Below are 25788 nucleotides of genomic sequence, written 5' to 3'. Positions count from 1 at the left end.
AGGTTAGTCATAGTTGCTGAAGCGGCTGGGGGTGCTGACCTGATCACGCAGGTATTGGTAACGCGGCACATTCCGTTTCAGGGTGTCGAGGGGGTTGTTGCCCAGGCTCAGGCGCGAGAAACCCACGAATTCGATCTGGAACAGCAGCCGCGTGTTGGCAGTCGTCACGCTGCTTTGCAGGCGCTCCAGCACCACCCGGCCAATCCAGCAGCAGCTGTCGTATTCGAAGCCCACCACGGTGTCGACCAGTTTGCGGTCGCGCAGGCTGTAGTTGAGGCGGCCCACGGTGTACCAGCGGCCGCCGTCCTGGCCCTTGACGCGCTCCGGGCCGCTGCCCGCAGCTTGCCCGCCCCACAAGGCCGCCAGCGGCCACTGCCAGCCCACGTCGATCTGCTCGCTGGTGCCGCGCTGCAGGCGATAGACCGCGTTGATGGTGCGGAAGTTGCCAGGGCTGTAGCGTGCGCCCACGGTGGAACGGATGGAGCGCCCCGTCTTGGGGTTGTATTGCACGGTGGAGTCAAAGCCCCACTGCGGTGTCCAGTTGATGCCCGCTCCGAGCAGCACATCGGACAGGCGTTCACTGATGGGCGTGTTGTCCAGGGTCACGTTCTGGTCGGAGAAGCGCAGGCGCTGGGCAATGCCCAGGCGCAAGGCCTCGGCGCCGGTATTGGGATCCAGGAAGCGCGTCGTCACACCCATGGTCAGCAGGTTGTTGTCTGCCAGGCGGTCATTGCCGCCATAAGAGTTTTCGGTGTAGATGGTGCCGAAGTTGAAGTCTGTGGCCGCCGTGTCGTACAGCGGCAGGTAGCGCTGGTCGCGATAGGGCGTGTAGGTGTAGAACGCGCGCGGCTCCAGCGTCTGCGTGAAGGCGCGGCCCAGCAGGCGCGCATCGCGCTCGAACACCAGCCCGCTGTCCAGGCTGAAGGTGGGCAGGGTGCGGCTGGCCGAGCTCTGGCCATTTCTCAGCGGGTTGTCGAACTGGTATTGCGTGGCATGCAGTTGCAGCTTGGGGATGACGAAGCCCCCCGGCGCCAGAAACGGGCGGCTCAGCTGCGCCTGGACAAAGCTGCGCTGGCCATCGGCCGGGTTGGGCAGCACCCGGTCCGCCTCGAAACGCGTGGTGTCGGCCACCATGCTGAAATCCAGGCCCCGGTCCAGATCCTGAGGCGCATAGCGCCACAGCAGCTGGGGCATGAGGTTGTAGGGCGGCACGATGGGCGAGGCCACATCCTGCAGGGCCTGCCACTTCAGGGTGCGCACCTGGGCCGACATGTCGGCTGCAGCCCATGACAGGGTGGCATCGCTGGGCAGCAGGCGCTGGCGCAGCGGCAGCGGGCCCCGGCGGAAATCGCGCCAGTAGTTGTCGTCGCTCACCCGGTTGAGGTTGAGATTCAGGCCCACGCCGCCCACGGGGGTGCTGATCTGCCCCTGGTGCTGCGCCGAATAGCCCCAGCGCCTGCGGTCGCGCTGGCTGTCCGTGGGCATCAGGTTGACGTCCACCAGGCCGCGGTAGTCGCTTTCCAGATACCGGAACTCCCCCCCGACCTCGACGCCGCGCTTGGCCAGGATGGCGCCGCGCAGCGTGGCATCGCGGTTGGGGGCGATGTTCCAGTAGTAGGGCTGCATGTATTCGAGGCCGTTGCGGCTGTCCAGGCCCACCGTGGGCGGCAGCAGCCCCGACTTGCGCTTGTCCGACAGCGGAAAGCTGATGTGCGGAATGGGCAGTATCGGCACGCCCTTGAACTCCAGCACGGCCTCGTCGGCAGTGCCAACCTCTTCCGCCGTGTCCAGGTGGATGCTCTTGGCGCGCAGCACCCAGTCGGGCGCCCAGCTGGCCGAGTCGTCTTTCTGGCAGGTGGTGTAAGTGGCGGTGTGCACCACGCTACGGTCGCGGTCCAGGAAATCCACGCGCGCGGAATCACCATGGGCGCCGGTGCTGAGAAAGCGGTAACGCGCATCGCTGAAGAAACCCTGGAACGCGTCCACGCGCAGCTCCAGCACCGAGCCGTCATAGGTGTTGCCGGCCCGGTTGATGTGCACGCTCCCCTGCGCATGGGCCAGGTCGTCGGGCACGGTGTAATCCAGCCGGTCGGCACGGATCACGGTATCTCCGCGGCGCAGCTCGGCATGGCCGTCAATGGTGGCCTTCACATCGGGCTGGCCGGTGATGCGGTCGCCCGACACAAACACCGGCAGTTGGGGCCGCAAGTCGGCCGGCAGGGTCTCCTGCAGCTGGGGGCTGCGGCGCAGCGGAGGGGCATCCCAGGCACTGGGCGCATCGGCCTGCGCCAAGGCAGCCTGCGGCAGGCCGCACCAGGCCAGCGCCACGGCACAGGCCAGAGGGTGCAGCCCCGGCCGACGGGCCCGCGCAGCGGCTTGCCGCACCGGCCGGGAAAGGGGTTGGGGCTTCTGCACTAAGGAGGGCGGGCGGCGGGGCACGTCGGGCAATATGGACAAGGCTTGAAAAACGGCCCGCGCCAGGCAGGGCGGGTTTGTAAAATGGGATTATCCATGAGCCACCCCTCTTCCCCCCCAACGCCCCTTGCTGCGGCATCGCCCGCCATCGCCAACCCGGCCAGCCTCGTCAGCTGGCCCGATGCAGCCCGGCAGGCAGCGTTCGCGCAGTGGCTCGCACCGCTGGTCCCCGCCCACCAGCTGCTGCCCGCCAGCCTGCGCCCGGCATCGGCCGACGCCAGCTTTCGGCGCTACCTGCGCATCGACAGCGCCGCCGGCGCCAGCTGCATCGTGATGGACGCACCGCCCGACAAGGAAAACTGCCGCCCCTTCGTGCAGGTGCAAGGCCTGATGGCCGCCGCCGGCCTGAACGTGCCGCAGATCCTGGCGTGGGACGAGCCCGGCGGTTTCATGCTGCTCAGCGATCTGGGCAGCACCACGCTGATCGAGCTGCTGCGGCCCGAAACCCCCCAGGCCGCCTATGGCTGGTACCAGCAGGCCACCGACGTGCTGCTCGACTGGCAGAAGGCCTCCAGGCCCGGCGTGCTGCCGGCCTATGACGAAACGCTGCTGCGCCGCGAGCTGGCGCTGTTTCCCGACTGGTACCTGGCCAAACACCGCGCCGTCACGCTGGACGACAAGCAGCAGGCAACACTGCAAAGCGCCTTCGATGCCATCGTGGCCCACAACCTGGCCGCCCCGCAGGTCTATGTGCACCGCGACTTCATGACCCGGAATCTGATGGTGCCCATGCAGGAAGGCGGCCCTCTGGGCGTGCTGGATTTCCAGGACGCCGTCCACGGCCCCATCACCTACGACATCGCCAGCCTGCTGCGCGACGCCTTCATCAGCTGGGAAGAAGATTTCGTCATCGACATTACCGTGCGTTACTGGGAGAAGGCGCGCAAGGCCGGCCTGCTGGGCGCCACCAGCGCCAGCGGCTGGGGCGATGACTTCGGCGAGTTCTACCGCGCCGTGGAGTGGATGGGCCTGCAGCGCCACCTCAAGGTGGCTGGCATCTTTGCGCGCCTGACCCTGCGCGACGGCAAGCCCAGGTACCTGGCCGACGCGCCGCGCTTCATGGGCTATATCCGCGCCACGGCCAACCGCTACCGGCAACTGGGGCCGCTGCTCAAGATGCTGGACCAGATCGAAGGCACCGAACCCGTGACAGGCTTCGCCTACGGCCGGATGTGACGGGCTGCACCGTCCACCTGAAGCTTCAAGAGAAATATGGCTTTAGCGCTGATTGAAAAAGCGCTTGCAGCTATTAAATAAGTAGCATATGCCCCGTTTCCACTGCCCGTCACCCCTGGCCACCGGCGCCGAAATCGACCTGCCCCCGGGCGCCGCGCGCCATGTGCAGGTGCTGCGCCTGCAGCCGGGCGACGGCATCACGCTGTTCCATGGCGGCCAGGGCGCGGGCGACCCCGGCGGCGAATTCGACGCCACCGTGCTGCGCATGGGCCGCAGCGATGTGCGCGTGCTGGTCGGCACCCACCACGCCATCGAACGCGAGGCACCGCGCGCCGTGCACCTGCTGGCCGGCATCACCGCCAACGAGCGCATGGACTGGCTGGTGGAAAAGGCCACCGAACTGGGCGTGGCCAGCATCACGCCGCTGGTGGCCGAGCGCAGCGTGCTCAAGCTCAAGGGCGAGCGCGCCGACAAGAAAATCGCCCACTGGCAGGCCGTGGCCGTGGCCGCCTGCGAGCAGTGCGGGCGCAACCGCGTGCCCGTGGTGCATGGCGCGGTGGACCTGGCCGGCTGGCTGCGCGCCCACCCGCCAGCGCCCGCGCAGGGCGCGCGCCTGCTGCTATCACTGCGCGCCGGCACCGGGCCGCTGCATGCCGCCGCCGCTGCGGGTGCGGTGGTATTCCTGTCGGGCCCCGAAGGTGGCCTGAGCGCCACCGAAGAAGACCTGGCCCTGGCGCAGGGCTTTGCGCCCGTCACCCTGGGGCCACGCGTGCTGCGTGCCGAAACCGCGCCGCTGGCGGCCCTGGCGGCGCTGACGCTGGCCTGATCGCCCGCCCCGTGCTTCAGGCGCTCAGATGGGGCGGCGCACGCAACTGCTCGGGCGTGGTGAAGTAAGCCGCCGCATCGCCCAGGCCCGCGCGCGCACGGTCCAGCTCGTGCCGCGCCACGCTGCGCAGGTGCACCTCGTCGGGCCCGTCCATCAGGCGCAGGGCGCGGCCCCAGGTCCAGAAGGCCGCCAGCGGCGTGTCGGGCGACAGGCCCATGGCGCCGAAGATCTGCATGGCACGGTCCACCACGCGCTGCTGCAGGCGCGCGGCCACCACCTTGATGGCGGCGACCTGGGCGCGGGTCTGCTGCACGTCCGCAGCGCTGCCCTGGTCCAGCAGCCAGGCGGCGTGCAGCACCAAGAGGCGCGCCTGGTCGATCTCGATGCGCGACTCGGCGATCCACTCCTGCACATTGGCCTGATCGGCCAGCGGCTTGCCGAACGCCGTGCGCTCCAGCGCGCGCCCGGCGGCCAGTTGCAGGGCCAGCTCGCACTGGCCGATGGTGCGCATGCAGTGGTGCACCCGCCCCGGCCCCAGGCGCGCCTGGGCCATGGCAAAGCCGGCGCCCCAGGCGCCCAGCAGGTGGTGGGCGGGCACACGCACGCCCTGGAGCATGATCTCGCAATGCCCTTCGGGCGCGTGGTGGTGCAGCACGGGGATGTTGCGCACGATCTGCACACCGGGTGCGTCGGTGGGCACCAGCACCATGCTGTGGCGCTGGTGGCTGTCGGCTTCGTCGGCATCCGCATTGCGGCACAGCACGATGAGCAGTCGGCACTGCGGGTGCGCCGCGCCGGTGATGAACCACTTGCGGCCGCTGAGCACCAGGTCGTCCCCCTCGCGCCGCACCATGGTCTGCAGGTTGGTGGGGTCGGACGAGGCCACGTCGGGCTCGCTCATCGCAAAGGCCGAGCGCATCTGGCCGCCCAGCAGCGGCACCAGCCACGCGGCGCGCTGCGCGGGCGTGGCAAAGCGGTGCAGCAGCTCGATGTTGCCGGTGTCGGGCGCGTGGCAGTTGAAGACCTCGGGCGCCCAGGGCAGGCGGCCCATGGCCTCGGCCAGCGGCGCGTAGTCGAGGTGGCACAGGCGCGTTCCGGGCTCGTCTTCCCGCAACGTGGGCAAGAACAGGTTCCACAGGCCTTCCTCGCGGGCCAGGGCCTTGAGGTCTTCCAGAAAAGGCGGCGGGTAGTCGCCCGCCTGCACGGCCGCGTGCCAGGCGGCGTTGTAGGGCAGCAGGTAGCGGTCCATGAAGGCCAGCAGGCGTTCATGCAGTTGCCGGGCCAGGGGGGAAGGTGCGAAGTCCATGCCGGCATTGTGAAAACACCGCCGGTGCGCGTCAAAACGCAGGCGACACGGGCCTTGATGCACATCAGCGGCAGCAAGCTTGCGGGCCTGTGTGCTACTTAATTCGCTTTTATTTTGATAGCTGCAAGCGCTTATTCAACAGGTGCTAGAGGACTTTTTTGCTTCCAGCCTGCTCAGGGCGCGGGTACCATCGCCCCATGAGCACCCATTACGAAACCCTGCAGCATGCGGACACCTACCGCGAGGCTTTTGCGGTGGAGCCCCCGCATGCCTTGGGCGAACGCCACCTGTGGCCGCGCAAGCCGGGCTTCTTCATCGTGCATGCAGCCACTGCGGCGGCACTGGCGCAAGCACCGGGCGCGGCGCCCGAGACGCCCACCGATGCCAGCGCCGCCACCACCCGCGTGCTGGTGCCCGCACAGTGGGGCCTGGTGCCGCACTGGGTCAAGTCGGCGTCGGATGCGAAGCTGCGCGCGCCCAAGCTGGTCAATGCCAAGTCCGACCTGGCCTCCACGGGCACGGCGTTTCGCGATGCCTGGCTGAACGGCCAGCGCTGCATCGTGCCCATGGCCGCGTTCTATGAAGACGATCTGCGCAGCGGCAAGGCCGTGCCCACCCGGGTTGCCCGCGTGGACGGCAAGCCGATGGGCGTGGCGGGCCTGTGGGCACGCTGGCAGGGCACCGATGGCGACGTCATCGTCAGCTACTGCCTGCTCACGGTGAACGCCAACAACCACGCCCTGCTGCGCCGCTACGGCCAGCCCGGCAGCGAAAAGAGCATGCCCGCCATCCTGAACGAAGGCGCCTACGACGCCTGGCTCACGGCCCGGCCCGACAAGGCCAAGGAGTTCATGCGGCAATACGCGGCAGAGCGGCTGCTGGCCAACCCGGTGGAGAACAAGGCCGACAAGCGGCCCAAGGGCTGGCTGGGCTGATTCCGATCTGCGGGCCGCCCCGCCCGACGCAGCAGCCGTTCAGCTGCCGTCGTCGGGCTCCTGCGCGCCCGCCCAGCCCGCGCCCACGGCCTGGTACAGCGTGGCACTGCCCAGCAGGCGCCGCGCCTGGGCCGCCACCAGGTCGGTGCGGATCTGCTGCGCCTGCTGTTGGGCACTGAGCAGCTGCAAGTAGCTGGCCGCACCCAGTGCGTACTGCCGCTGCACCGACTGCAGGCTGCCCTGCGCGGCGGCATCGGCAGCGGCCTGCGCGGCCAGCGCCTGGGCGTCGGTGTCCAGCGCGTGCAGCGCATCGGCCACGCTGCGCAAGGCCTCCAGCACCACGCCCTGGTAGTTGGCGGCGGCGGCGTCCAGCGCCGCCAGCGCAGCGCGCCTCTCGGCCGGCAGCGCGGGGTTGAACAAGGGCTGCGTGATCTGACCGATCAGGCTCCACACGGCGGCGCCGCCGCCAAACAGGGCGCCCGTGGTCAGCGCCTGCGAGCCCAGGCTGGCGCTGAGGTTGACTTGCGGGTACAGGCGCGCCACGGCCACGCCGTAATCGGCCGTGGCCGCATGCAGCAGCGCCTGCGCACCCTGGATGTCGGGGCGCTGGCGCACCCACCCGGAAGGAATGGCCTGCGGCAGATCGGCCGGCAGCGTGAAATCGTGCAGCGTGAACCGGGGCAGCCCCTGCGCGGTGGGCTCGCGCCCGGCCAGCGTGGCCAGCAGGTGGCTGCCTTGCTGGTGCTGCTGGCGCAGCAGCGGCAGGCTGGCGCGTGTTTGCTCCACCTGCGCCTGCAGCGCCAGCACTTCGCTGTGCGCGGCCTGGCCCAGGCGCAGGCGTTGGCCGGCCAGGTGCAGCTGCTCGTCTTGCAGTTGCACGATGGCCTGCAGCGCCTCGATCTGCGCCGCCAGCCGTGCCTGCGTGATGGCGGTGCCGACGATGCTGGCCGCCAGGTTCAGCCGCGCGCCTTCGAGCTGGTAGCGCCGGTAGTCGGTGCGGGCACCCAGGGCCTCCAGGGCGCGCCGGTTGCCGCCGGCCAGGTCGAGCGTGTAGCGCACGCCGAGACTGGCGCTGTACTGGTCAAAGCTGCGCCCTTCGCCCGGCAGGCCTTGCGCGCTGGGCGAGATGCGCTGGCGCTGGGCGCCCGCGCTGGCATCGACGCGGGGCAGTTGCGTGGCGCCGGCCTGCGCCGCCTGCATCTCTTGCGCCTGGCGCAGCGTGGCCTCGGCGGCAGCCAGCGTGGGGCTGGCTGCCAGCGCCTGGCCGATCAGCTGGTTCAAGGGGGGCGAGCCCAACTGCTGCCACCACGGCGCGGCCAGGTCGATGGCGGCCGCCGGGTGGGGTGCGGGCCCCTGCGCGGAAATCTGCACGCTGTCGGGCGCGGCCGGCGGGTGAAAGTCGGGCCCGGTGGTACAACCGGCCAGCAGCGCCGCACAGGCGGCAGCGGCCAGCGCAAGCCGGGCACGGGCGCTGCGCTGCGTTGTCTTTGCCATGGCGTTTCCTTGTGGGGGGTTATGCAAGGCTGCGGCCTTCGCCCGCTTCCTCGTGCGTCACGCCGTCGCGGATGTGGTAAATCCGCCGGAAGGTGGGGATGATTTTTTCGTCGTGCGTGACCACGATGACGGCGGTTTCAAACCGGCGCGCCATGTCGTTGAGAATGCGGATCACGGCCAGGGCGCGCGCGCTGTCCAGGGGCGCGGTGGGCTCGTCGGCCAGGATCACGGGCGGGCGGTTGACGAGGCCGCGGGCAATCGAGATGCGCTGCTGTTCGCCGCCCGAGAGCTGGGCCGGCATGGCGCGCGCGCGGTGCTGCACATCGAGCGCGGTGAGCAACTCCAGCGCCCGGGCACGGGCCTCGGCGTTGGGCACGCCGGCCAGCATGGGCAGCAAGGCGACGTTGTCGGTGGCGTCCAGAAACGGAATCAGGTAGGGCGCCTGGAAGACAAAGCCGATCTTGTCGCGCCGCAGCGCGCGCAGGTCGCGCACCTGCCAGCCGTTGTCGTAGATCACCTCGTCGCCCAGCACCATGCGCCCGGCGGTGGGATCGATGACGGCGCCCAGGCACTTGAGCAGCGTGCTCTTGCCCGAGCCCGACGGCCCCACCAGCCCGACCACCTCGCCGGGGCTGACCTGCAGATTGACGTCTTTCAGGGCGTGCACGGCGGTGTCGCCCTTGCCAAAGCTTTTGCTCAGGCCTTCCACGCGGATTCCTTTGGCGCTCATGGCATCACCCTCCTATCAGCCTATGGCCTGCGCCGGGTCCACCCGCAGCGCCATGCGGATGGCGACCACGCTGGCGATCACGCAGATGCCCAGCACGGCGAAGAAGCCGGCCACCGAATCCATGGGCATGAGCAGCACGTACTTGGGAAAGAAGGGGGCGGCAAACGTGGCCGAGATCTTGCCCACCACGAAGCCGATCACCCCCAGCGCCAGCGCCTGCTGCAGGATCATGGCGGCGATGGTGCGGTTGCGCGTGCCAATGAGCTTGAGCACGGCGATCTCGCGGATCTTGTCCATCGTGAGCGAGTAGATGATGAAGGCCACGATGGCGGCGCTGACCACGGCGAGGATGGCCAGGAACATGCCGATCTGCCGCGCCGACGTGGCGATCAGCTTGCTGACCAGGATTTCTTCCATCTGCGGGCGCGTGTAGGCCGTGAGCCGCTTCCAGCGCTGGATGGCCTGGGCCACCTCGTGCGGGGCGGCGCCGGGCTGCACGGTCACCAGCACGGCGTTGACGAAGGCATTGGTGCTTTGCGAGGCGATCACGGCGTCGAGCAGGCCGGGCACCGCCGGGCGGTTGAAGGCGGGGTTGGCCTCGGTGCGGCGGCGGCTGTGCCAGATGGCGTCGTTGTCCTTGAGGAACTGCGCCTCTTGCGCATCCTTGAGCGGGATGAACACCATCGGGTCGCCGCTGGAGGACACCATGCGCCGCGTCAGCCCGACCACGGTGTAGTGGTTGCGCCGCACCGTCAGGCGCTCGCCCAGCTGAAAGCCGGCGGCCACGTCGGCCACGGCTTCGTAGTGGCCGCGCGTGACCTGGCGCCCGTCCACGAGGTATGGCGGCCAGCCCGGCGTGACGCCCGCCGGGCCCGGCGCCATGCCCACCACCATGGCGCGCACATCGGTTGTGCCCTTGCGCACCTGCGTGGTGAGGTAGGTGACGTTCGCGGCCTGGGCCACGCCGGGCATCGCCAGGATGCCGCGGTACAGGTCGTCCTGCAGGCTGGACGATTCAGCATAGGGCCCGAGCGTGTCTTTCTGCACCACCCAGATGTCGGCGCGGCTGTTGTCGAGCAGCGCCTTGCCGTCGTCCACCATGCCCCGGTACACCCCGGCCATGGTCAGCGTCACCCCGATCAGCAGGCCCAGGCCCACGCCGGTGAAGACAAACTTGCCCCAGGCATGCAGGATGTCGCGGCCGGACAGGCTGATCATGGTGCGCCCTTGGTGGCGCCCTTGGCCAGACTCTCCACCACCCGGATGCGGCTGCGCGCGCTCAGGGGTTTTTCGCTGTAGACAACCACCTGGTCGCCCTCGTCCAGCCCCTGCAGCACCTGCACATGGCCGTCGAGGTCGGCGCTGCCCAATTGCACCGGCGCGAATTGCAGCTTGCCATCGGTCCAGCGCCACACGCCGGTCTGGCCGCCCCCGCGCTGCACGGCGGCATTGGGCAGCACGGGTTGCGCCGCCAGCGCGGGCAGGGCTATGGTGACCTCGGCCAGTTCACCGAGCGGCGGCAGGGGCGAAGGCAGGGCCTCGAACACTACCTTGGCCAGCGTTTCCTCGGTCACGGCGTCGGCCAGCGGCTCGACGCGCAGCACGCGCCCCGCCAGCGCCTGGCCCGCGCGCGAGCGCAGCACCACCTGTGCCGGCAGGCCGGCCTTGAGACCATGCGCGTTGATCTGGTCCAGGCGCACATTGATCCACAGGCTGGCGGGGTCCACCACCTCCACCACCGCCTGGCCCGCCACCACGGTGGTGCCGGGGTCGGCAAAGCGCAGCGTCACCAGGCCAGCGGCGGGCGCCACCAGGCGCAGATGGCGCCGCTGCGTGACGATGGCGGCGCGCTCGGCACGCACGCGCACCGCTTCGGCCTGCGCGGCGGCCACGGCCGCATCGGCCACCTGCAGCTCCTGCTGCTTGGCGGCGGCCAGCTCTTCGCTGGTCGAGCGCACGGCCAGCAGTTGCGCATAGCGTGTGGCCTGCGCCTGCGCGTGGGCCTGGCGTGCCTGGGCCTCGCGCAGGCTGGCCTGCACGCGCTGCAGCGCGGCCTCCTGGGCCTGCAGGCGGTCTTGCAGATCGACCGCATCCATCTCGCCCAGCACCTGCCCGGCCTGGACAGCATCACCCACGCCCACATGCAGCCGCTGGATGCGCCCGGCCACCGTGGGGCCGATTCTGGTGGTGGTGCGGGCGCCGATGGTGCCCACGCCAAACAGCGCCGGAGCGAGGGCCTTGCGCTCGACCTGGGCCAGCGTGACCGCCACCGGGGCCAGCGGGCCCGAGCGCAGCACCACATAGACGAACAGCGCCAGCAGGGGCACCACCACGGCCAGCAGCGCCAGCGTGCGGCCTTGCAATGGGAATTTTTTCATCGTGTGCTTTCGCTGGCGGACGCAATGCCGCGCTGGTAGATGGCAAAAACCCGGGGGGCATCGCTGCGCATGCGCTGCATATCGCCGGTGATCAGCGACTGCATCACCAGGCCCTGGATGGTGCCGATGAACAACGTGGCCGCCGCCGGTACATCCAGCCCCGCGTGCACCTCGCCCTGCGCCTGGCCTTGCGCGATCAGGCCTTGCAGGCGCATGCCATAGCTGGTGATGAGCGTCTGCACCATCTGCTTGGGAAGCGTATCGCCCGCGCGCTGCAGTTCGCCAAAAATGATGCGCGGCGCGCCTGGGTGCTCGGCCACGAAGGCGACATGCGCCATGAACATGGCCCGCAGCGCCGCCAGGGGCGAAGCCGCGCCCTCGGCCGCGCGGTCGATGCGCGCCAGCAGCTGCGTGGCCACCCAATCCATCACCGCCTGCAGGATGGCGTCCTTGTTCGGGAAGTGCCGGAACAGCGCGCCCTGCGTGAGGCGCATGTGCCGGGCGATGGCCGAGGTGGTGATCTCGCTCGGGTTCTGCGTGGCCGCCAGCGCCACCACGGCCTCGACGGTGACGGCACGGCGTTCGTCGGCAGGCAGGTGTCTGGGCGGAGCGGCCTCGGTGGCGGTTTTTTTCATGATGAAAGTAAGTAATCTATTACTATCTTATCGCTGTTTGTGAACGATGTCATCTGGAAAGAAAACCGGGTCGCCGGTGGTATCGACCCTGGTTGCCCTTACAACCCCAGCGCCTGGTACAGCCCGTCCATGCGCGCCTGCACGGCGGCGTCCATGGCCATGGGCCGCCCCCACTCGCGCTGGGTCTCGCCGGGCCACTTGTTGGTGGCGTCCATCCCCATCTTGCTGCCCAGGCCGCTCACGGGCGAGGCGAAGTCGAGGTAGTCGATGGGGGTGTTCTCCACCATCATGGTGTCGCGCACCGGGTCCATGCGGGTGGTGATGGCCCAGATGACTTCGGGCCATGAGCGCACGTCCACATCGTCGTCCACCACGACGATGAACTTGGTGTACATGAACTGGCGCAGGTGGCTCCACACGCCCATCATCACGCGCCGGGCGTGGCCCGCGTAGGCCTTGCGGATGCTCACCACGGCCATGCGGTAGCTGCAGCCTTCGGGCGGCAGGTAGAAGTCCGCGATCTCGGGGAACTGCTTTTGCAGGAGCGGAATGAACAGCTCGTTCATCGCCAGGCCCAGCACGGCGGGCTCGTCGGGCGGCTTGCCGGTGTAGGTGCTGTGGTAGATCGCGTCCTTGCGCAACGTGATGCGGTCGATGGTGAGCACGGGGAATTCGGCGCACTCGTTGTAGTAGCCGGTGTGGTCGCCGTACGGACCTTCGAGCGCATGCTGCCAGCCGCTCGCATGGTTGGCATCGGGCTGGATATGGCCTTCGAGCACGATCTCGGCCGTGGCTGGCACCGTGAGCGGCACGCCCAGCGCGGGAGTGACCTCGGTGCGGGCGCCGCGCAGCAGGCCCGCGAACTGGTATTCGCTCAACGAATCGGGCACGGGCGTGACGGCGCCCAGCAGCGTGGCCGGGTCGGCGCCCAGCGCCACGGCCACGGGATAGGGCTGGCCGGGGTGGGTGGCGCAGTGGTCGCGGAAATCCAGCGCCCCGCCCCGGTGGGCCAGCCAGCGCAGGATGAGCTGGTTGCGCGAGATCACCTGCTGGCGGTAGATGCCCAGGTTCTGCCGCGCCTTGCGCGGGCCGCGCGTGATGGTCAGGCCCCAGGTGATGAGCGGCGCCACGTCGCCCGGCCAGCAATGCTGCACGGGCAGGCGGGCCAGGTCGACATCGGGGCCTTCCCACACCTCCTGCTGGCAGGGCGCGCCCCGGCCCACGGTGTGCGGCGCCATGTTCCACAGGGTCTTGAGCAAGTGGCCCATGCCCAGCATGTCCTTGAAGCCCTTGGGCGCCTCGGGCTCCTTGAGCGTGGCCAGCAGCTCACCGAAAGCACGCACGCCGCGCAGGTCGGCCACACCCATGGCCCGGGCCACGCGCTCGGGCGTGCCGAACAGGTTGGTGAGCACGGGCATGCGGTGGCCCGTGGGCTGCGTGAACAGCAGCGCGGGGCCACCGGCGCGCAGCACGCGGTCGCTCAGCGCGGTCATCTCCAGGTATGGAGATACGGGGTCGGCAACACGGCGCAGATCGCCCGTGGCTTCGAGCTGGGCCATGAAGTCGCGCAGGTCGCGGTAGGCCATCTCAGTACCCATATTTGAACCAACAGGCCGCCAGGCGCAGGGAGTGGTGCAGAGGGATTTTATGGAGCATCTGCCGCCAACCCCTCCCAGCGCGGCGCCAGGTCGTGCGCCACGTCGATGAGGTCGAGCGCGCGCGCCACGCTGTAGTCCACCACCTCGCCCACGGTCTGCGGGCGCAGGTAGAAGGCGGGCAGCGGCGGGCAGACGATGGCGCCCATCTCGGTCACCGCCACCATGTTGCGCAGGTGCGTGAGGTGCAGCGGCGATTCGCGCACCATCAGCACCAGGCGGCGGCGTTCCTTGAGCGCCACATCGGCGGCGCGCGTGAGCAGGTTGTCGGCCAGGCCATGGGCAATGGCCGCCAGCGTGCGCATGGAGCAGGGTGCCACCACCATGGCGTGGCACTGGAACGAGCCACTCGCAATCGCCGCGCCCACGTTGGCCACATCGTGCACGCGGTGCGCCAGGGCCTCCACGGTGGGGCGGTCCATGTCGAGCTCGTGCCGCAGGTTGCGCCAGCCGGCATCCGACACGACCAGGTGCGTCTCGATGCCGCTCTGGCCCTGCAGCACCTGCAGCAGGCGTGCGCCATACACGGCGCCGCTGGCGCCCGAGATGGCCACGATGACGCGGCGCGGGCGTTGGGCATCAGCCATGCGAGGGCTCCACGGCGGCGGGCCGCAGCGCCGGGCGTTGCAGGGGCTGCGCCATCTGGTCGGCCTCCACCTGCTCCAGCACCAGCGCGGCCTGCACGGGATCGAAGTCTTCGTGCGTGCGCTTTTTCACGCCGTACTGCTGCAGCTGGTAATGCCTGTCGGCACTGATGCCATGGCGCGCCAGCGTGCTTTTGACGCAGACCAGCGGGCAACCGTCGAGCGCAATGATGGGCCGGCCCGAACGGACGATCTTCATCAGGTGCGGCACGTCGCCGCCCACGCCGGCGATGCACGACATCTCGGCCACGCCGTGCCTGTCGAGCTGCAGCGCCACGTGGTTGGCCAGCTGCGCGGCGCTGGAGCAGCCGGAGCAGGAATAGACCAGGGGGTGGCTGGGATCGGCGGCCATGGTCATCGTCCGGCGCTGCGCGCGGAATCCATGCGCTGGCGCAGGCGGCCCAGCACCTGGCGTGGCGTCCACTGGCGCGGATCGAGCACGGGCAGCTCGATGGCGTCGAGCGCGTTCTTCACCACCAGGCCCAGTTCGGTGTCGCCCTCCATGGACAGGCGGCGGTTGAAGAACAGGGTATCGGGGTCTTGCTGGCGCTGGGCCAGCAGCAGAAAGTCGTGGGCGGTGGCGCTCAGCGTCAGGTCGGCCACGGCGGGGGCCACCAGCGGGGCCTGGGGCGCAAAGCGCTGGCCGGTCCAGGCGAAGTCGAACGTCAGGCGCGCATCGCGCACCTGCACGCGCATCTTCTTGTGCAGCATCAACTGGCCCACATCGGCGGGCAGGTGCCGGGCCAGCGCCAGGTTGAGCGCGGTCACCAGCAGCAGCGAGCCGGGGTAGGCGGGCAGGCGCGACAGCAAGGCCCCCACCGGAGCGGGAACCACCAGAAGATCAGAAGAAGCAGCCATGGCGTGGGAGTGGCACTCGGGCCAGGGTGAAAAGCACGGTGAACATCAGGAGCCAGGCGCATGGCTTGCGGCATGCCCCTGCTCCAGACCGGGACGGCCAAACCAGTAGCCATTGCAGGGCTGGTCGGGCATGAAGGCTTGCATGCGCTCGACATAGTCCACGCTGGCGGGCTGCGCCGGCCCGCGCGCTTCGTCGAACAGCGCGATGATCTGCGCCATGTGCTGCGCCTGCGGGCTCAGCCGCACCAGGTCCACACCCATGGCGCCCATCGCGGCCAGCTCGTTGGCCAGGTTGTAGACGCGGGCCGATTGCGTCTGCGTGCCATTGAGCACGAGGAAATCCTCGCTCTCGCGCGTGCGCAGCGTCAGGCCGTCGGCATGGTCCATACAGCTGAAGCGGCAGTCGTCCTTGGGCAGGTTGCGATGGCGCGCGGTGAAGCAGCGCGCCGAGTAGGCCAATGGCATGCGCCCGTAGGCGAACACTTCCGTTTCGAGCCCGGCCGGGCGGTTCCCCAGCATGGCGGCCAGCGCATCCTGCGCCATCTCCAGCGGCATCACCCAGCGGCTGGCGCCCAGCTGGGCCATCCATTGCAGCGAGGGCGCGTTGTACAGGTTCAGGTGCGGGCCGGCCACGAAGGGGCGCTGGCCCGACAGGCAGCGCACCGCGCCCATGTCGTTGGCCTCGACGGTGAAGTCGGTATTGGCGGCGATCTTGTGCAGCACGCTCACGTCCGAGCCCGACTCGATCAGCACCTGCGTGGACAGCACGGCCTGCTTGCCTGCGTCCTGCAGCATGCGGGCGATGTCCAGCCAGTCCGCCAGGCGCAACTCATGGCGGCGCGAGCACACGGTTTCGCCCAGATAGACCACGTCGAGCGGCGTGGCGGCCATGGCCTCATAAAAAGCAAAGATGGTTTCGCGCGGCCAGTAGTACAGCAGCGGGCCGAGAGAGAGTTTCATGGGGCGATCTCTAAGGTTTTCATCGTGGTAGCCAGGCGCCAAAGCGGCTCACTGAGTTCGAATCTGGCGCGGCTCAGGCCAGCGACCGCCGCGCAAGGGCCGCCCCGCCGCGCTGGCGGTGTCCCCCTTCCCGCATCGCGCAAGCGAGGCGAGAGAAGGGAAGGCGCGAAGCGCCTCAGGGGGTTGTTCCTCATTTCCAGGGGCGGTGGTAGGCGCCCAGCGTGTGCTGCTGGCCCTCGGCCACCTGGTCGAGGCTGGCCATCCAGGTCGTCTTGGGGGCGTAGCGGTGGGGATTGGCCAGGCACTGGTCCATGGCCTCGCGCCAGACCTTGGTGACCTGCGCCACATACGCGGGGCTGCGCTGGCGGCCTTCGATCTTGATGGCGCGCACACCGATTTTCAGCAGCTGGGGCAGCAGCTCCAGCGTGTTGAGGCTGGTGGGCTCTTCGATGGCGTAGTAGTTCTCGTCGTCGCCCACGTCGAAGCGGCCCTTGCACAAGGTGGGGTAGCCGGCGTTCTCGCCGGGTGCGTAGCGGTCGATCAGCACGCCGTTCAGGCGCGACTCGCGGCCCTGCGGCGTCTCCTGCCAGCGCACTGCCTTCGGCGGCGAGCACACGCCATGCGTGTTGGGCGATTCGCCCGTGACGTAGGACGACAGCGCGCAGCGCCCCTCGACCATCACGCACAGGCTGCCAAAACCAAACACCTCGATCTCCACCGGCGTCTTGTCGATGACCTGGCGCACCTGCTCCATCGACAGCACGCGCGGCAGCACGGCGCGCACGATGCCGAACTGCTCGCGGTAGAAGTTGATGGCCTCGTAGTTGGTGGCCGAGCCCTGCACCGACAGGTGCAGGCGCAGCTGCGGATGGCGCTGCGCGGCGTATTGCATGAGCCCGGGATCGGCCAGAATGACGGCGTCCACGCCCAGGTCCACCGCCTTGTCCATGGCGCTGCGCCAGGGTGCGGGGTCGGACGCCTGCGGGTAGGTGTTGAGCGCCATGAACACCTTGCAGCCACGCTCGTGCGCGTAGCGGATGCCATTGGCGATGGCCGCCTCGTCGAAATTGAGGCCGGCAAAGTTGCGGGCGTTGGTGGCGTCGCGCAGGCCCAGATAGACGCAGTTGGCACCGTTGTCCACCGCCGCCTTCAGGGCCGGCAGGCTGCCGGCGGGGCAGACCAGTTCAAGGGCTGGCGCCGCAGGGGGCGCCGCAGTAGGGTTCAGGGATTCCATGGCAAACGATCAATGGCCGGCTCCGGGCATGGAGCCACGGCACTGGCGGCACCTTAGCGGTCCCTGGCCACGGGGTGGCTGATCTTCATCAACTGCAGCCCACAATGCCAGACAAATGCCGTCGGGCTTTGATGCAGTCCCTGTTTTCGGGCGGGGCCCGCTCACCGGGTAGGCTCTACCCTTTATCTCCACACCCCAACCGCCGTGAACAGAAACCTCTGGCTGCTGGCCCTGTGCCAGGGCCTTTTCCTGACCAACAACGTGGTCTTCATCGCCATCAACGGCCTGGTGGGCCTGCAACTGGCGCCATTCGGCTGGATGGCCACGCTGCCCGTGATGGGCTATGTGGTGGGCGGCGCCCTGTCCACCCCGCTGGTGGCACGCAGCCAAAAGCGCTGGGGACGGCAGGTGTCGTTCCAGATCGGGCTGGCCGTGGCGGTGGCATCCGCCGCGCTGTGTGCCTGGGCGGCTTTCAGCGCCAACTTCTGGCTGCTGTGCACTGCGACCCTGGTGGCAGGCTACTACAGCGCCAACGGCCAGCTCTACCGCTTTGCGGCCGCCGAACTGTCGCTGCCTGCTTTCCGCGAAAAGGCCGTTTCACTGGTGCTCGCCGGTGGCCTGCTGGGCGCCGTCACGGGCCCCAATCTGGCCAGCGCCACGCGCACGCTGTTCCCCGTGCCTTTTGCGGGGGCTTACATCGCACTGATGGGCGTGGCGCTCATCGCCATGGCCTGCATGGCCGCCATCCGCTTCGAGGCGCAGCCACCGGTGCTCGACGCGGCAGGCCTGCCCGCCCAAGGCCGGCCCCTGGCCGAACTGATGCGGCAACCGGCTTTCATCGTGGCGGTGCTGGGCGCCGCCCTGGGCTACGGCGTGATGAACCTGCTGATGGCCGCCACACCGCTGGCCATGCAGGTCTGTGGCTTCGCCTTTGACGATGCGGCGACGGTGCTGCAATGGCATGTGATCGGCATGTTTGCGCCGGGCTTCTTCACGGGCCACCTCATCAAGCGCTTTGGCGTGCTGGCTGTCATGGGTGCGGGAGTGCTGCTGAATGCCGCCTGCGTGGTGATTGCGCTGATGGGGCTGGAGCTGCAGCACTTTGGCGTGGCCCTGTTCCTGCTGGGCGTGGGCTGGAACTTTCTGTTCACCGGCGCCACGGCGCTGGCCCTGACGGCCTACCGCCCCGAGGAAAAAGACCGTGCCCAGGCTGCCATCAATTTCTGCGTTTTTGCCACGCTGGCGCTCAGCTCGTTCTCGTCGGGCGTGCTGGTCACCACGCAGGGCTGGACGCTGCTCAACGCCGGCTCACTGGTCCCGATCGCCGTGACGGGGCTGGCGCTGGCATGGCTCGCGCTGCAGCGCAGGCGCGCAGTGCCGGTGCGCTAAGGCCACGCCCTGCAACCGCAGCGTCCACGGGTTCTGGAAAGCCTATATGGCTTGAACTCATCCGGCCACGGCTACCGGGGGTGCCAGCGGGCAATGGCGCACCAGCCACTGGTGCAGCAGGCCATACACCGGCGCGGCCAGCGCAGGGCTTTCGTTGAACAGTTCATGGAACAAGGGCTCAAAGCAATGTGACTGCACCACACCCTGGGGTGCCGCCGCGGCAAAGGCCTGGCTGCCAGCAGGATTGACCAATCGGTCGGCACCCGCCCACATCAGCAAGGTGGGCACACCCCAGTGCCTGGCACGCGCCATGGTGGCCGGCCCCGCGTCGGCCATGAACCGGGCCAGGCGGCCGCTGATGCGGTCATGGCACAGCGGATCGGCCAGGTAGGCGGCCACCACGGCCGGGTCGTGCGAGAGGTATTGCGCATCCAGCCCGTTGCCCACGCGCAGGTTGGGCGCGATGCGCGGCAGCGTGGCCAACAGCAGCTTTTGCATGGCGTTGAGCCCCAGGTCCAGCGCGGGCGATGACAGCACCAGCCCATCCACCGGCCGCAGGTGCAGCGACACGAACCGCGCCGCCACCAGCCCGCCCAGGCTGTGGCCCAGCAGCACCAGCGGCTGGCCCGGCGCCATGCGGGCGCGGGTGGCGTCCACCATGTCGGCCAGATCGTCGAGCAGGCGCATGGCCGTGGTGAGGCCGCCGCGCGGCCCGCCCGACTCGCCGTGGCCATACTGGTCGTAGCCCCGCACGGCAAAGCCCCAGGCATTCAGGCGCCGCGCCAGGGCATCGTACCGCCCCACATGCTCGCCCAGGCCATGCACCAGCAGCACGGTGCCGCGGGGTGAGCCCTCCATCAGGGGCCAGTCCTGCACGGCCAGGTTCTCGCCGTCTGCCGCGGTGAAGGTCGTCAAGGTGCTCAAGGTGGATACAACAGCGTCAGACATGGGCGGGACGACCAAGGTTGGGAGCAAGCGAAGTGCACGGGTGGCATGCGTTGCGGTGGAGGTTCCAGCAGATTGCCGGGGTGGTTGGCGCGCGCGCCCTGCCGGTGCTCAGGCCGTAGCGGCCTCCGAGGCGGCCTGCCGGGCCATGGCGCCGATCACCTGCGCCACCGAGGCGGTGAGGCGTTTGGCATAGGGCACATGCAAAAACTCGTTGGGACCATGCGCATTGCTCTTGGGGCCGAGCACGCCGCACACCATCATCTGGGCTTTCGGAAAACCCTCGCTGAGCATGTTCATCAGCGGGATGGTGCCACCCTGGCCGATGTAGCCGCAGGGCGCGCCAAAGTGCGCCTGCGACGCATCATTGAGCGCCTGTTCGAACCAGGGCGTAGTGGCCGGGGCGTTCCAGCCCGTGGCGCCGCCACTCCCGTCGAACGTGACCCGGGCTTGGTAGGGCGCGTTGTCTTCGAGCAGGGCTTTCAAGTCCTGCACGGCCTGGGCAGCGTCCACCAGCGGGGGCAGGCGCAGGCTGAGCTTGAAGGCGGTGTAGGGGCGCAGCACGTTGCCCGCGTCCTGCAGCGCAGGAAAGCCCTCGGCGCCGGTCACGCTGAGCGTGGGCTCCCAGGTACGCTTGAGCAGGGCCTGCAGCGGGTCGGTGGTGGTGGGCAGCGCAAAGGTGGTGGAGCCGCCGCAGTCGTAGTGCGCCCACGGAAAGCGCTTGTAGACCTCGTCGCCCAGGATGGCGGCCGTGGCACGGGCCTGGGCCAGGCGGTCGGCAGGCACCTGGCAATGGAAGCTGGCGGGCAGCAGGCGGCCGGTGGCACTGTCTTCCAGGCGGTCGAGCACCTGGCGCATGATGCGGAAGCTGGACGGCACCAGGCCCGAGGCGTCGCCCGAGTGGATGCCTTCGGTGAGGATCTCGACCTTGAGCGTGCCGCTGGCCATGCCGCGCAGGCTGGTGGTGAGCCAGAGCTGGTCGTAGTTGCCGGCGCCGCTGTCCAGGCAGATCACCAGACCCACATCGCCCAGGCGCGCGCGCAGGGCATCGATGTAGGGCAGCAGGTCGTGCGAGCCGCTTTCCTCGCAGGTTTCGATGAGGCCCACGATGCGCGGGTGCGGCACGTTCTGGCGCTGGAGTTCCTGCACGGCGGCGATGCTGGCGTACACGGCATAACCATCGTCGGCGCCGCCGCGCCCGTAGAGCTTGCCGTCTTCGTACTTGGGCGTCCAGGGGCCGAGGTCGCTGCGCCAGCCGGAAAACTCGGGCTGCTTGTCCAGGTGGCCATACATCAGCACGGTCTGGGTGGCGGCGGCCTCGGTGGCCTCGATCTCGAAGAACAGCACCGGGGTGCGGCCGGGCAGACGCACGATTTCCAGGTGCAGGCCCGCCACCTTCTGCGCCTCGACCCAGGTGGCAGCATTGCGCACCACGGTGTCGAGCAGGCCCTGCTGCGCCCAGTCGGGGGCAAAGGTGGGCGACTTGGCCGGAATGGCGATGTATTCGGTGAGCTGGCGCAGGATGTCGCTGTCCCATGTCTGGCCGATCCGCTCCAGCGCCAGCGCGGGTTCAAGGATTTGGGAGGGGGCACGGGCGTTCATGGGCAGGCTCCTGCGGCGTTGCGAAAACCGCATTCGACCACAACGTGCATGCAGGCGCCAAGTTCTCAGTGGCCAGGCGAGGAGCGCGTATCAGGAGGGGCCTGCTTCGGCCCCGGGATGGAGGCGCGGCGCAGCGCGGTCCAGCGCACGGATCAGCGCGCCGGCGAGAGCATCCACCGCCGCCATGGTGCGGTTGCTTTCACCGGCACGGTGCATGGCATGCTGACAAAGCCGATCGAATCGAGCAGCACCACCAGGCCAATGGCCATCCATGACCTGGCGCGCCACGGAGCGGTTGTGGGCAAAGGAGGCGGCCATGAGGGGGTCATCAGGCGTGCTCGAAATGGAACACGGCCGTGCCCGCCCGCGCGTTCGGGCACCAGCGAACCGTGCGCCCGGCCTGCAGGCCGAACGCATCGATCACGCGCAGGTGGTTCTTGAGCGCCAGCACCTCGAAATCCTTGTAGGTGCCCACGCGGATATTGGGCGTGTCGTACCACTGGTAGGGCAGGCGCCGCGTGACCGGCATGCGCCCGCGCAGCACCGACAGGCGGTTGGGCCAGTGCGCGAAGTTGGGGAAGGCCACCACGCCGGTGCGACCCACGCGGGCGGTTTCTCGCAGCATGACCTCGGCGTTGCGCAGGTGCTGCAGGGTGTCGATCTGCAGCACCACGTCGAAAGAGTTGTCGCCAAACATGGCCAGGCCCTCGTCGAGGTTGAGCTGGATCACGTCCACCCCGCGCTGCACGCAGGCCAGCACGTTGGCGTCGGCTATCTCGATGCCGTAGCCGCTGCAGCCTCGTTCGCGTTGCAGGTAGGACAGCATGGCGCCGTCGCCACAACCCAGGTCGAGCACGCGCGAGCCGGGTGGAACCATGCGGGCAATGGCTTGCATCGTGGTTTTCTCGGTCATGCCAGCTCCTTTGCAATGCTATCGAAGTAAGAGCGCATGACGTTCATGTAACGGGCGTCATCGAGCAAAAAGGCATCATGCCCGTGGGGGGCATCGATTTCGGCGTAGCTCACGCTGCGTCGGTTGTCGAGCAAGGCTTTCACGATCTCGCGGCTGCGCCGGGGAGAAAACCGCCAGTCGGTGGTGAAACTGACCAGCAAAAATTTGGCCGTGGCGCGTGCCAGCGCCTGGGTGAGGTCGCCGCCATGGCCGCGCGCCGGATCGAAGTAATCGAGCGCGCGCGTGATCAGCAGGTAGGTGTTGGCGTCGAAATACTCGCTGAACTTGTCGCCCTGGTAGCGCAAGTAGCTTTCGATCTGAAACTCGATGTCCTGGGTGCTGTACAAATAATCGCGGAGATCCGGCGTTGGGCCGCCCCGAGCCGGACCAGTCCCCTCGGGGGACAGCGAACCACGCGAAGCGGGGAGCGTGGGGGCACGCAGACTGCGGCCGAACTTCTCGTTCATCACGTCGTCGCTCAAATACGTGATGTGGCCGATCATGCGCGCGATGCGCAGGCCGCGCTTCGGGATCACGCCGTGGCGGTAAAAATGGCCGCCGTGGAAGTCGGGGTCGGTGACGATGGCGCGGCGCGCCACTTCGTTGAAGGCGATGTTCTCGGCCGTGAGGTTGGGCGCGCTGGCCACCACCACGGCATGGCGCACCCGTTCGGGGTACTGCAGCGTCCAGCTCAAGGCCTGCATGCCGCCCAGGCTGCCGCCCAGCACGGCGGCCAGCTGCGTGATGCCCAGCCGCTCCAGCAGCCGGGCCTGGGCATTGACCCAGTCCTCCACCGTGACCACGGGAAAATCGGCACCGTAGACCTCGCCGGTATCCGGGTGCAGGTGCATGGGTCCGGTGGAGCCGAAGCACGAGCCCAGGTTGTTCACGCCGATCACGAAGAGCCGGTTGGTATCCACCGGCTTGCCGGGGCCGATCATGTTGTCCCACCAGCCCTCGCTCTTGTCCTGGCCCTCGTACACGCCGGCTACATGGTGCGAGGCGTTGAGGGCGTGGCACACCAGCACGGCGTTGGACGCATCGGCATTGAGGGTGCCGTAGGTTTCGTAAGCCAGGTGGTAATCACGGAGCGATGCGCCGCTTTGCAGCGGCAGCACCTCCGGAAAATGCATGGTCTGGGGTGTGGCAATGAACGACATAAAAAAACCCGGCGTCGCTAAAAACGAGGCCGGGATGTGTCGGACGGGTCTTTAGCAGAATTTATTAAGCGCCCGCAAGCTGTGGCAAATCGGCGCGTGCGGCAAATATACCAAAAGGGCCGCCCGGCGGCGACGCTGGCCCATCAGGCCGGCGCAAAAATCGCCACCAGCCCGAGGACCACGAAAATGGCTGCCGACACAAGGTGCACGATGCGGATGGGCACCAGGCGCGTGATGCGGTCGCCCAGCCAGACCACGGGCGCATTGGCCAGCATCATGCCCAGCGTGGTTCCGGCCACCACCCACAGGTAGGCGTTGTACTGCGCCGCCAGCATGACGGTGGCGATCTGCGTCTTGTCGCCCATCTCGGCCAGGAAAAAAGCCACCAGCGTGGTGCCGAACACTCCCCAGCGCGGCGAACCGTCGGCATCGCCTTCATCGAGCTTGTCGGGGATCAGCATCCACACCGCCATGGCAATGAAGGAGGCACCCAGAATCCAGCGCAACATCTGTGGTCCCACCAACGTGGTCACCCAGGCGCCAACAGCCCCCGCCAACCCGTGGTTGGCCAGCGTGGCGACCAGGATGCCCAGCACAATGGGCCAGGGTTTTCGGAAACGCGCGGCCAGCACCAGCGCCAGCAACTGGGTCTTGTCGCCCATCTCGGCGAGGGCGACGATGGCGGTAGAAACAAAAAAGGCTTCCATGGGGAGGGGGGTCCGATCCGGCCGGATGGGTGGTGAACGCATTGACCGCACACCGACTCCGGCCAATGGATCGGCATGCAGTCAATGGTCTCGCCCAGCTCATCACAAGCCGCGTGCGCCATAGGTTGTGGGAACCCAAGTGTGTTGACGCAAGCCCCCGGCGCCTTGTGCGACCGGGCGGGCTACTCCCCAAAGACGGCGCTATTTTAGTGCAACGTGTTCCCCGGATCCCTTACAACGTTTTCTACCCGAAAATTTTCTCCTTAGAAATAAATATCCGCGCAGCGCATAAAAGTGATTGATAATGGCTTGGCTTTTTCTGCCTAGCAGGAAAGCAGTTAAGTTAGCGGTGATTGGTCAGTTTCGCGTCTTTGAAGTCGTCACAGGTTTGTTGATTGCGTAGGACTCCCATCGCGTTTTCATGTTTTTTCAGGAGTCCTTCATGGGCAACAAACTTTACGTGGGCAACCTGCCCTACTCTTTCCGCGACGAAGACCTGCAGCAGACCTTCAGCCAGTACGGCTCGGTCGGCAGCGCCAAGGTCATGATGGAGCGCGACACCGGCCGCTCCAAGGGTTTCGGCTTTGTCGAAATGGGCAGCGATGCCGAAGCACAAGCCGCCATCCAGGGTGTGCATGGTCAGAATTTCGGTGGCCGTGACCTCGTGGTCAACGAAGCCCGCCCCATGGAGCCACGCGCTCCCCGTAGCGGTGGCTTCGGTGGCGGCAATGGCGGCGGCGGTTACGGCGGTGGCCGTAGCGGCGGTGGCTACGGCGGTGGTGGTGGCGGTTACGGCGGTGGCCGTAACAGCTACTAAGACCGTTCAGCAGGTGCTTGCACCTGCCACCGGAAAACAAGGAGCCTCAGGGCTCCTTTTTTCATGGCTGCAGCATTGCTGCCACAGCGGGCAAAAGCACTTGCGTTTTCCCAAAAACTGTGCGACATATTCAGTTTGCGGGGTTTTTCTCGCCTAAAAGTTTGCGGTGATCCGTCGGTTTCGCGCTGAAGGCTTCGTTGAGATCAACTGGCTGCGTTTTCGGGACTCCATCGCTTTATCCATGTGTTTTTGAGGAGTCCCGTGATGGGCAACAAACTGTATGTCGGCAACCTGCCTTATTCGGTGCGCGACAGCGATCTGGAACAGGCCTTTGGTCAATTTGGTGCCGTAACAAGCGCCAAGGTCATGATGGAACGCGATACGGGTCGCTCCAAGGGCTTTGGCTTCGTCGAGATGGGCAGCGATGCCGAAGCGCAGGCGGCCATTCAGGGCATGAACGGCCAATCCCTGGGAGGCCGTGGCATCGTTGTCAATGAAGCCCGCCCGATGGAGCCACGTCCGCCCCGCAGTGGTGGAGGTTTTGGCGGTGGTGGTGGCTACGGTGGCGGCCGCAGCGGTGGTGGCGGCGGATACGGCGGTGGCGGTGGTGGTGGCTACGGTGGTGGCCGTGAAGGCGGCGGCGGTGGCTATGGAGGTGGTGGCCGAGGTGATGGTGGCGGCTACGGCGGTGGTGGACGCAGCGAGGGCGGTTTCCGCAGCCCCTACGGCACGGGCTCACGCAATGGCGGCCGCAGCGGTGGCGGCTATGGTGGCGGCGACAGTTACTGAGCCGCTCGCCCGCAGTTTGTCTTGAGCGGAAGGCCCCTTCGGGGCAATGCCAGTCAGTTAAGCTTGGCTTGATCTGATTGGCAGTAAAAAGGGAACGTGTTTCACGTTCCCTTTTTATTTT

25 protein-coding genes and 1 riboswitch are annotated in these 25788 nt (G+C 68.0%); of the genes, 6 read left to right on the top strand and 19 right to left on the bottom strand.

Translation table 11 applies throughout. The features are described from left to right. Positions 1-3: 3 nt before the first annotated feature. The gene (locus AC1RDS_RS15815; protein ID WP_492227170.1) at positions 4-2439 is read right to left on the bottom strand and encodes an LPS-assembly protein LptD; all 2436 of its coding nucleotides are present in this window, start codon (positions 2437-2439) and stop codon (positions 4-6) included. Between the two features lie 72 nt (positions 2440-2511). On the opposite strand from AC1RDS_RS15815, the gene AC1RDS_RS15810 reads away from it, so the two are divergent. After that, positions 2512-3651 (top strand): aminoglycoside phosphotransferase family protein, encoded by a 1140-nt coding sequence (locus AC1RDS_RS15810; RefSeq protein ID WP_492227169.1) that lies wholly within the window; start codon positions 2512-2514, stop codon positions 3649-3651. An 88-nt stretch (positions 3652-3739) separates the two neighbouring features. Continuing rightward, positions 3740-4477, top strand: a complete 738-nt coding sequence (locus AC1RDS_RS15805; protein ID WP_492227168.1) for a 16S rRNA (uracil(1498)-N(3))-methyltransferase — start codon at positions 3740-3742, stop codon at positions 4475-4477. Between the two features lie 16 nt (positions 4478-4493). Here AC1RDS_RS15805 and AC1RDS_RS15800 read toward each other — a convergent pair whose 3' ends face one another. Beyond that, a complete protein-coding gene (locus tag AC1RDS_RS15800) occupies positions 4494-5783 on the bottom strand; it encodes an acyl-CoA dehydrogenase family protein (protein ID WP_492227167.1) in 1290 nt (429 codons plus the stop codon). Between the two features lie 197 nt (positions 5784-5980). On the opposite strand from AC1RDS_RS15800, the gene AC1RDS_RS15795 reads away from it, so the two are divergent. Beyond that, positions 5981-6718, top strand: coding sequence for an SOS response-associated peptidase (locus tag AC1RDS_RS15795; RefSeq protein WP_492227166.1), 738 nt, complete (start codon positions 5981-5983; stop codon positions 6716-6718). Between the two features lie 39 nt (positions 6719-6757). On the opposite strand, the gene AC1RDS_RS15790 is transcribed toward AC1RDS_RS15795, so the two are convergent. The 11 genes from AC1RDS_RS15790 to ubiU form a co-directional block, all read right to left on the bottom strand. Further along, positions 6758-8212 carry an efflux transporter outer membrane subunit gene (locus AC1RDS_RS15790; protein ID WP_492227165.1) on the bottom strand — a complete coding sequence of 485 codons (1455 nt, stop codon included), beginning with the start codon at positions 8210-8212 and terminating at the stop codon, positions 6758-6760. 19 nt (positions 8213-8231) lie between these two features. Continuing rightward, on the bottom strand, positions 8232-8942 hold the full coding sequence (locus tag AC1RDS_RS15785; protein ID WP_092697808.1) for an ABC transporter ATP-binding protein: 711 nt from the start codon (positions 8940-8942) through the stop codon (positions 8232-8234). Between the two features lie 15 nt (positions 8943-8957). Then, positions 8958-10160, bottom strand: coding sequence for an ABC transporter permease (locus AC1RDS_RS15780; RefSeq protein ID WP_492227164.1), 1203 nt, complete (start codon positions 10158-10160; stop codon positions 8958-8960). Beyond that, positions 10157-11320 carry an efflux RND transporter periplasmic adaptor subunit gene (locus tag AC1RDS_RS15775; protein ID WP_492227163.1) on the bottom strand — a complete coding sequence of 388 codons (1164 nt, stop codon included), beginning with the start codon at positions 11318-11320 and terminating at the stop codon, positions 10157-10159. The genes AC1RDS_RS15780 and AC1RDS_RS15775 overlap by 4 nt, the downstream gene beginning before the upstream one ends. Further along, positions 11317-11955, bottom strand: coding sequence for a TetR/AcrR family transcriptional regulator (locus tag AC1RDS_RS15770; protein WP_492227162.1), 639 nt, complete (start codon positions 11953-11955; stop codon positions 11317-11319). Before AC1RDS_RS15770 ends, AC1RDS_RS15775 begins: the two co-directional genes overlap by 4 nt. Positions 11956-12053: 98 nt before the next feature. Further along, the gene (gene ubiD, locus AC1RDS_RS15765; RefSeq protein ID WP_492227186.1) at positions 12054-13541 is read right to left on the bottom strand and encodes a 4-hydroxy-3-polyprenylbenzoate decarboxylase; all 1488 of its coding nucleotides are present in this window, start codon (positions 13539-13541) and stop codon (positions 12054-12056) included. A gap of 59 nt (positions 13542-13600) precedes the next feature. Then, a complete protein-coding gene (locus AC1RDS_RS15760) occupies positions 13601-14197 on the bottom strand; it encodes a UbiX family flavin prenyltransferase (protein WP_492227161.1) in 597 nt (198 codons plus the stop codon). Beyond that, the gene (locus AC1RDS_RS15755) at positions 14190-14612 is read right to left on the bottom strand and encodes a putative zinc-binding protein (RefSeq protein WP_492227160.1); all 423 of its coding nucleotides are present in this window, start codon (positions 14610-14612) and stop codon (positions 14190-14192) included. The genes AC1RDS_RS15760 and AC1RDS_RS15755 overlap by 8 nt, the downstream gene beginning before the upstream one ends. Beyond that, positions 14609-15112, bottom strand: a complete 504-nt coding sequence (gene ubiT / locus AC1RDS_RS15750) for a ubiquinone anaerobic biosynthesis accessory factor UbiT (protein ID WP_026435609.1) — start codon at positions 15110-15112, stop codon at positions 14609-14611. Before ubiT ends, AC1RDS_RS15755 begins: the two co-directional genes overlap by 4 nt. Positions 15113-15157: 45 nt before the next feature. Next, positions 15158-16072: a U32 family peptidase gene (locus tag AC1RDS_RS15745; RefSeq protein ID WP_287877065.1), complete on the bottom strand. Its 915-nt coding sequence runs from the start codon at positions 16070-16072 to the stop codon at positions 15158-15160. 190 nt (positions 16073-16262) lie between these two features. Next, entirely contained in the window at positions 16263-17306 is a 1044-nt protein-coding gene (gene ubiU, locus AC1RDS_RS15740; protein WP_092697800.1) for a ubiquinone anaerobic biosynthesis protein UbiU, read from the bottom strand. Positions 17307-17510: 204 nt separating this feature from the next. Between ubiU and AC1RDS_RS15735 the strand changes: the two genes are divergently transcribed. After that, positions 17511-18695, top strand: coding sequence for an MFS transporter (locus AC1RDS_RS15735; RefSeq protein ID WP_287877066.1), 1185 nt, complete (start codon positions 17511-17513; stop codon positions 18693-18695). Between the two features lie 57 nt (positions 18696-18752). Here the strand turns inward: AC1RDS_RS15735 and AC1RDS_RS15730 are convergent, their stop codons facing one another. The 6 genes from AC1RDS_RS15730 to AC1RDS_RS15705 all read right to left on the bottom strand — a co-directional run bounded on the left by AC1RDS_RS15730 (position 18753) and on the right by AC1RDS_RS15705 (position 24061). Continuing rightward, entirely contained in the window at positions 18753-19643 is an 891-nt protein-coding gene (locus tag AC1RDS_RS15730) for an alpha/beta hydrolase (RefSeq protein WP_492227159.1), read from the bottom strand. A 108-nt stretch (positions 19644-19751) separates the two neighbouring features. Beyond that, entirely contained in the window at positions 19752-21242 is a 1491-nt protein-coding gene (locus AC1RDS_RS15725; RefSeq protein ID WP_492227158.1) for a M20 family metallopeptidase, read from the bottom strand. Positions 21243-21332: 90 nt separating this feature from the next. Further along, the gene (locus AC1RDS_RS15720) at positions 21333-21458 is read right to left on the bottom strand and encodes a hypothetical protein (RefSeq protein WP_492227157.1); all 126 of its coding nucleotides are present in this window, start codon (positions 21456-21458) and stop codon (positions 21333-21335) included. Positions 21459-21570: 112 nt separating this feature from the next. Then, positions 21571-22155 (bottom strand): methionine biosynthesis protein MetW, encoded by a 585-nt coding sequence (gene metW / locus AC1RDS_RS15715; RefSeq protein WP_092697795.1) that lies wholly within the window; start codon positions 22153-22155, stop codon positions 21571-21573. After that, positions 22152-23354, bottom strand: a complete 1203-nt coding sequence (gene metX / locus AC1RDS_RS15710; protein WP_492227156.1) for a homoserine O-acetyltransferase MetX — start codon at positions 23352-23354, stop codon at positions 22152-22154. The genes metW and metX overlap by 4 nt, the downstream gene beginning before the upstream one ends. Before the next feature lie 143 nt (positions 23355-23497). Next, positions 23498-24061, bottom strand: coding sequence for a TMEM165/GDT1 family protein (locus AC1RDS_RS15705; RefSeq protein ID WP_026435618.1), 564 nt, complete (start codon positions 24059-24061; stop codon positions 23498-23500). Between the two features lie 19 nt (positions 24062-24080). Next, positions 24081-24264, bottom strand: a riboswitch (yybP-ykoY riboswitch). A gap of 239 nt (positions 24265-24503) precedes the next feature. Between AC1RDS_RS15705 and rbp (AC1RDS_RS15700) the strand changes: the two genes are divergently transcribed. Together rbp (AC1RDS_RS15700) and rbp (AC1RDS_RS15695) are read left to right on the top strand one after the other, a co-directional pair. Further along, a complete protein-coding gene (gene rbp / locus AC1RDS_RS15700; protein ID WP_287877067.1) occupies positions 24504-24878 on the top strand; it encodes an RNA-binding regulator in 375 nt (124 codons plus the stop codon). 264 nt (positions 24879-25142) lie between these two features. After that, the gene (rbp, locus tag AC1RDS_RS15695) at positions 25143-25667 is read left to right on the top strand and encodes an RNA-binding regulator (protein WP_092697793.1); all 525 of its coding nucleotides are present in this window, start codon (positions 25143-25145) and stop codon (positions 25665-25667) included. The last annotated feature ends 121 nt before the right edge of the window (positions 25668-25788 follow it).

It is taken from the genome of Acidovorax sp. GW823-FHT02H02 (genome assembly GCF_058797075.1).
This window is presented reverse-complemented; position numbering and strand designations above follow the sequence as displayed.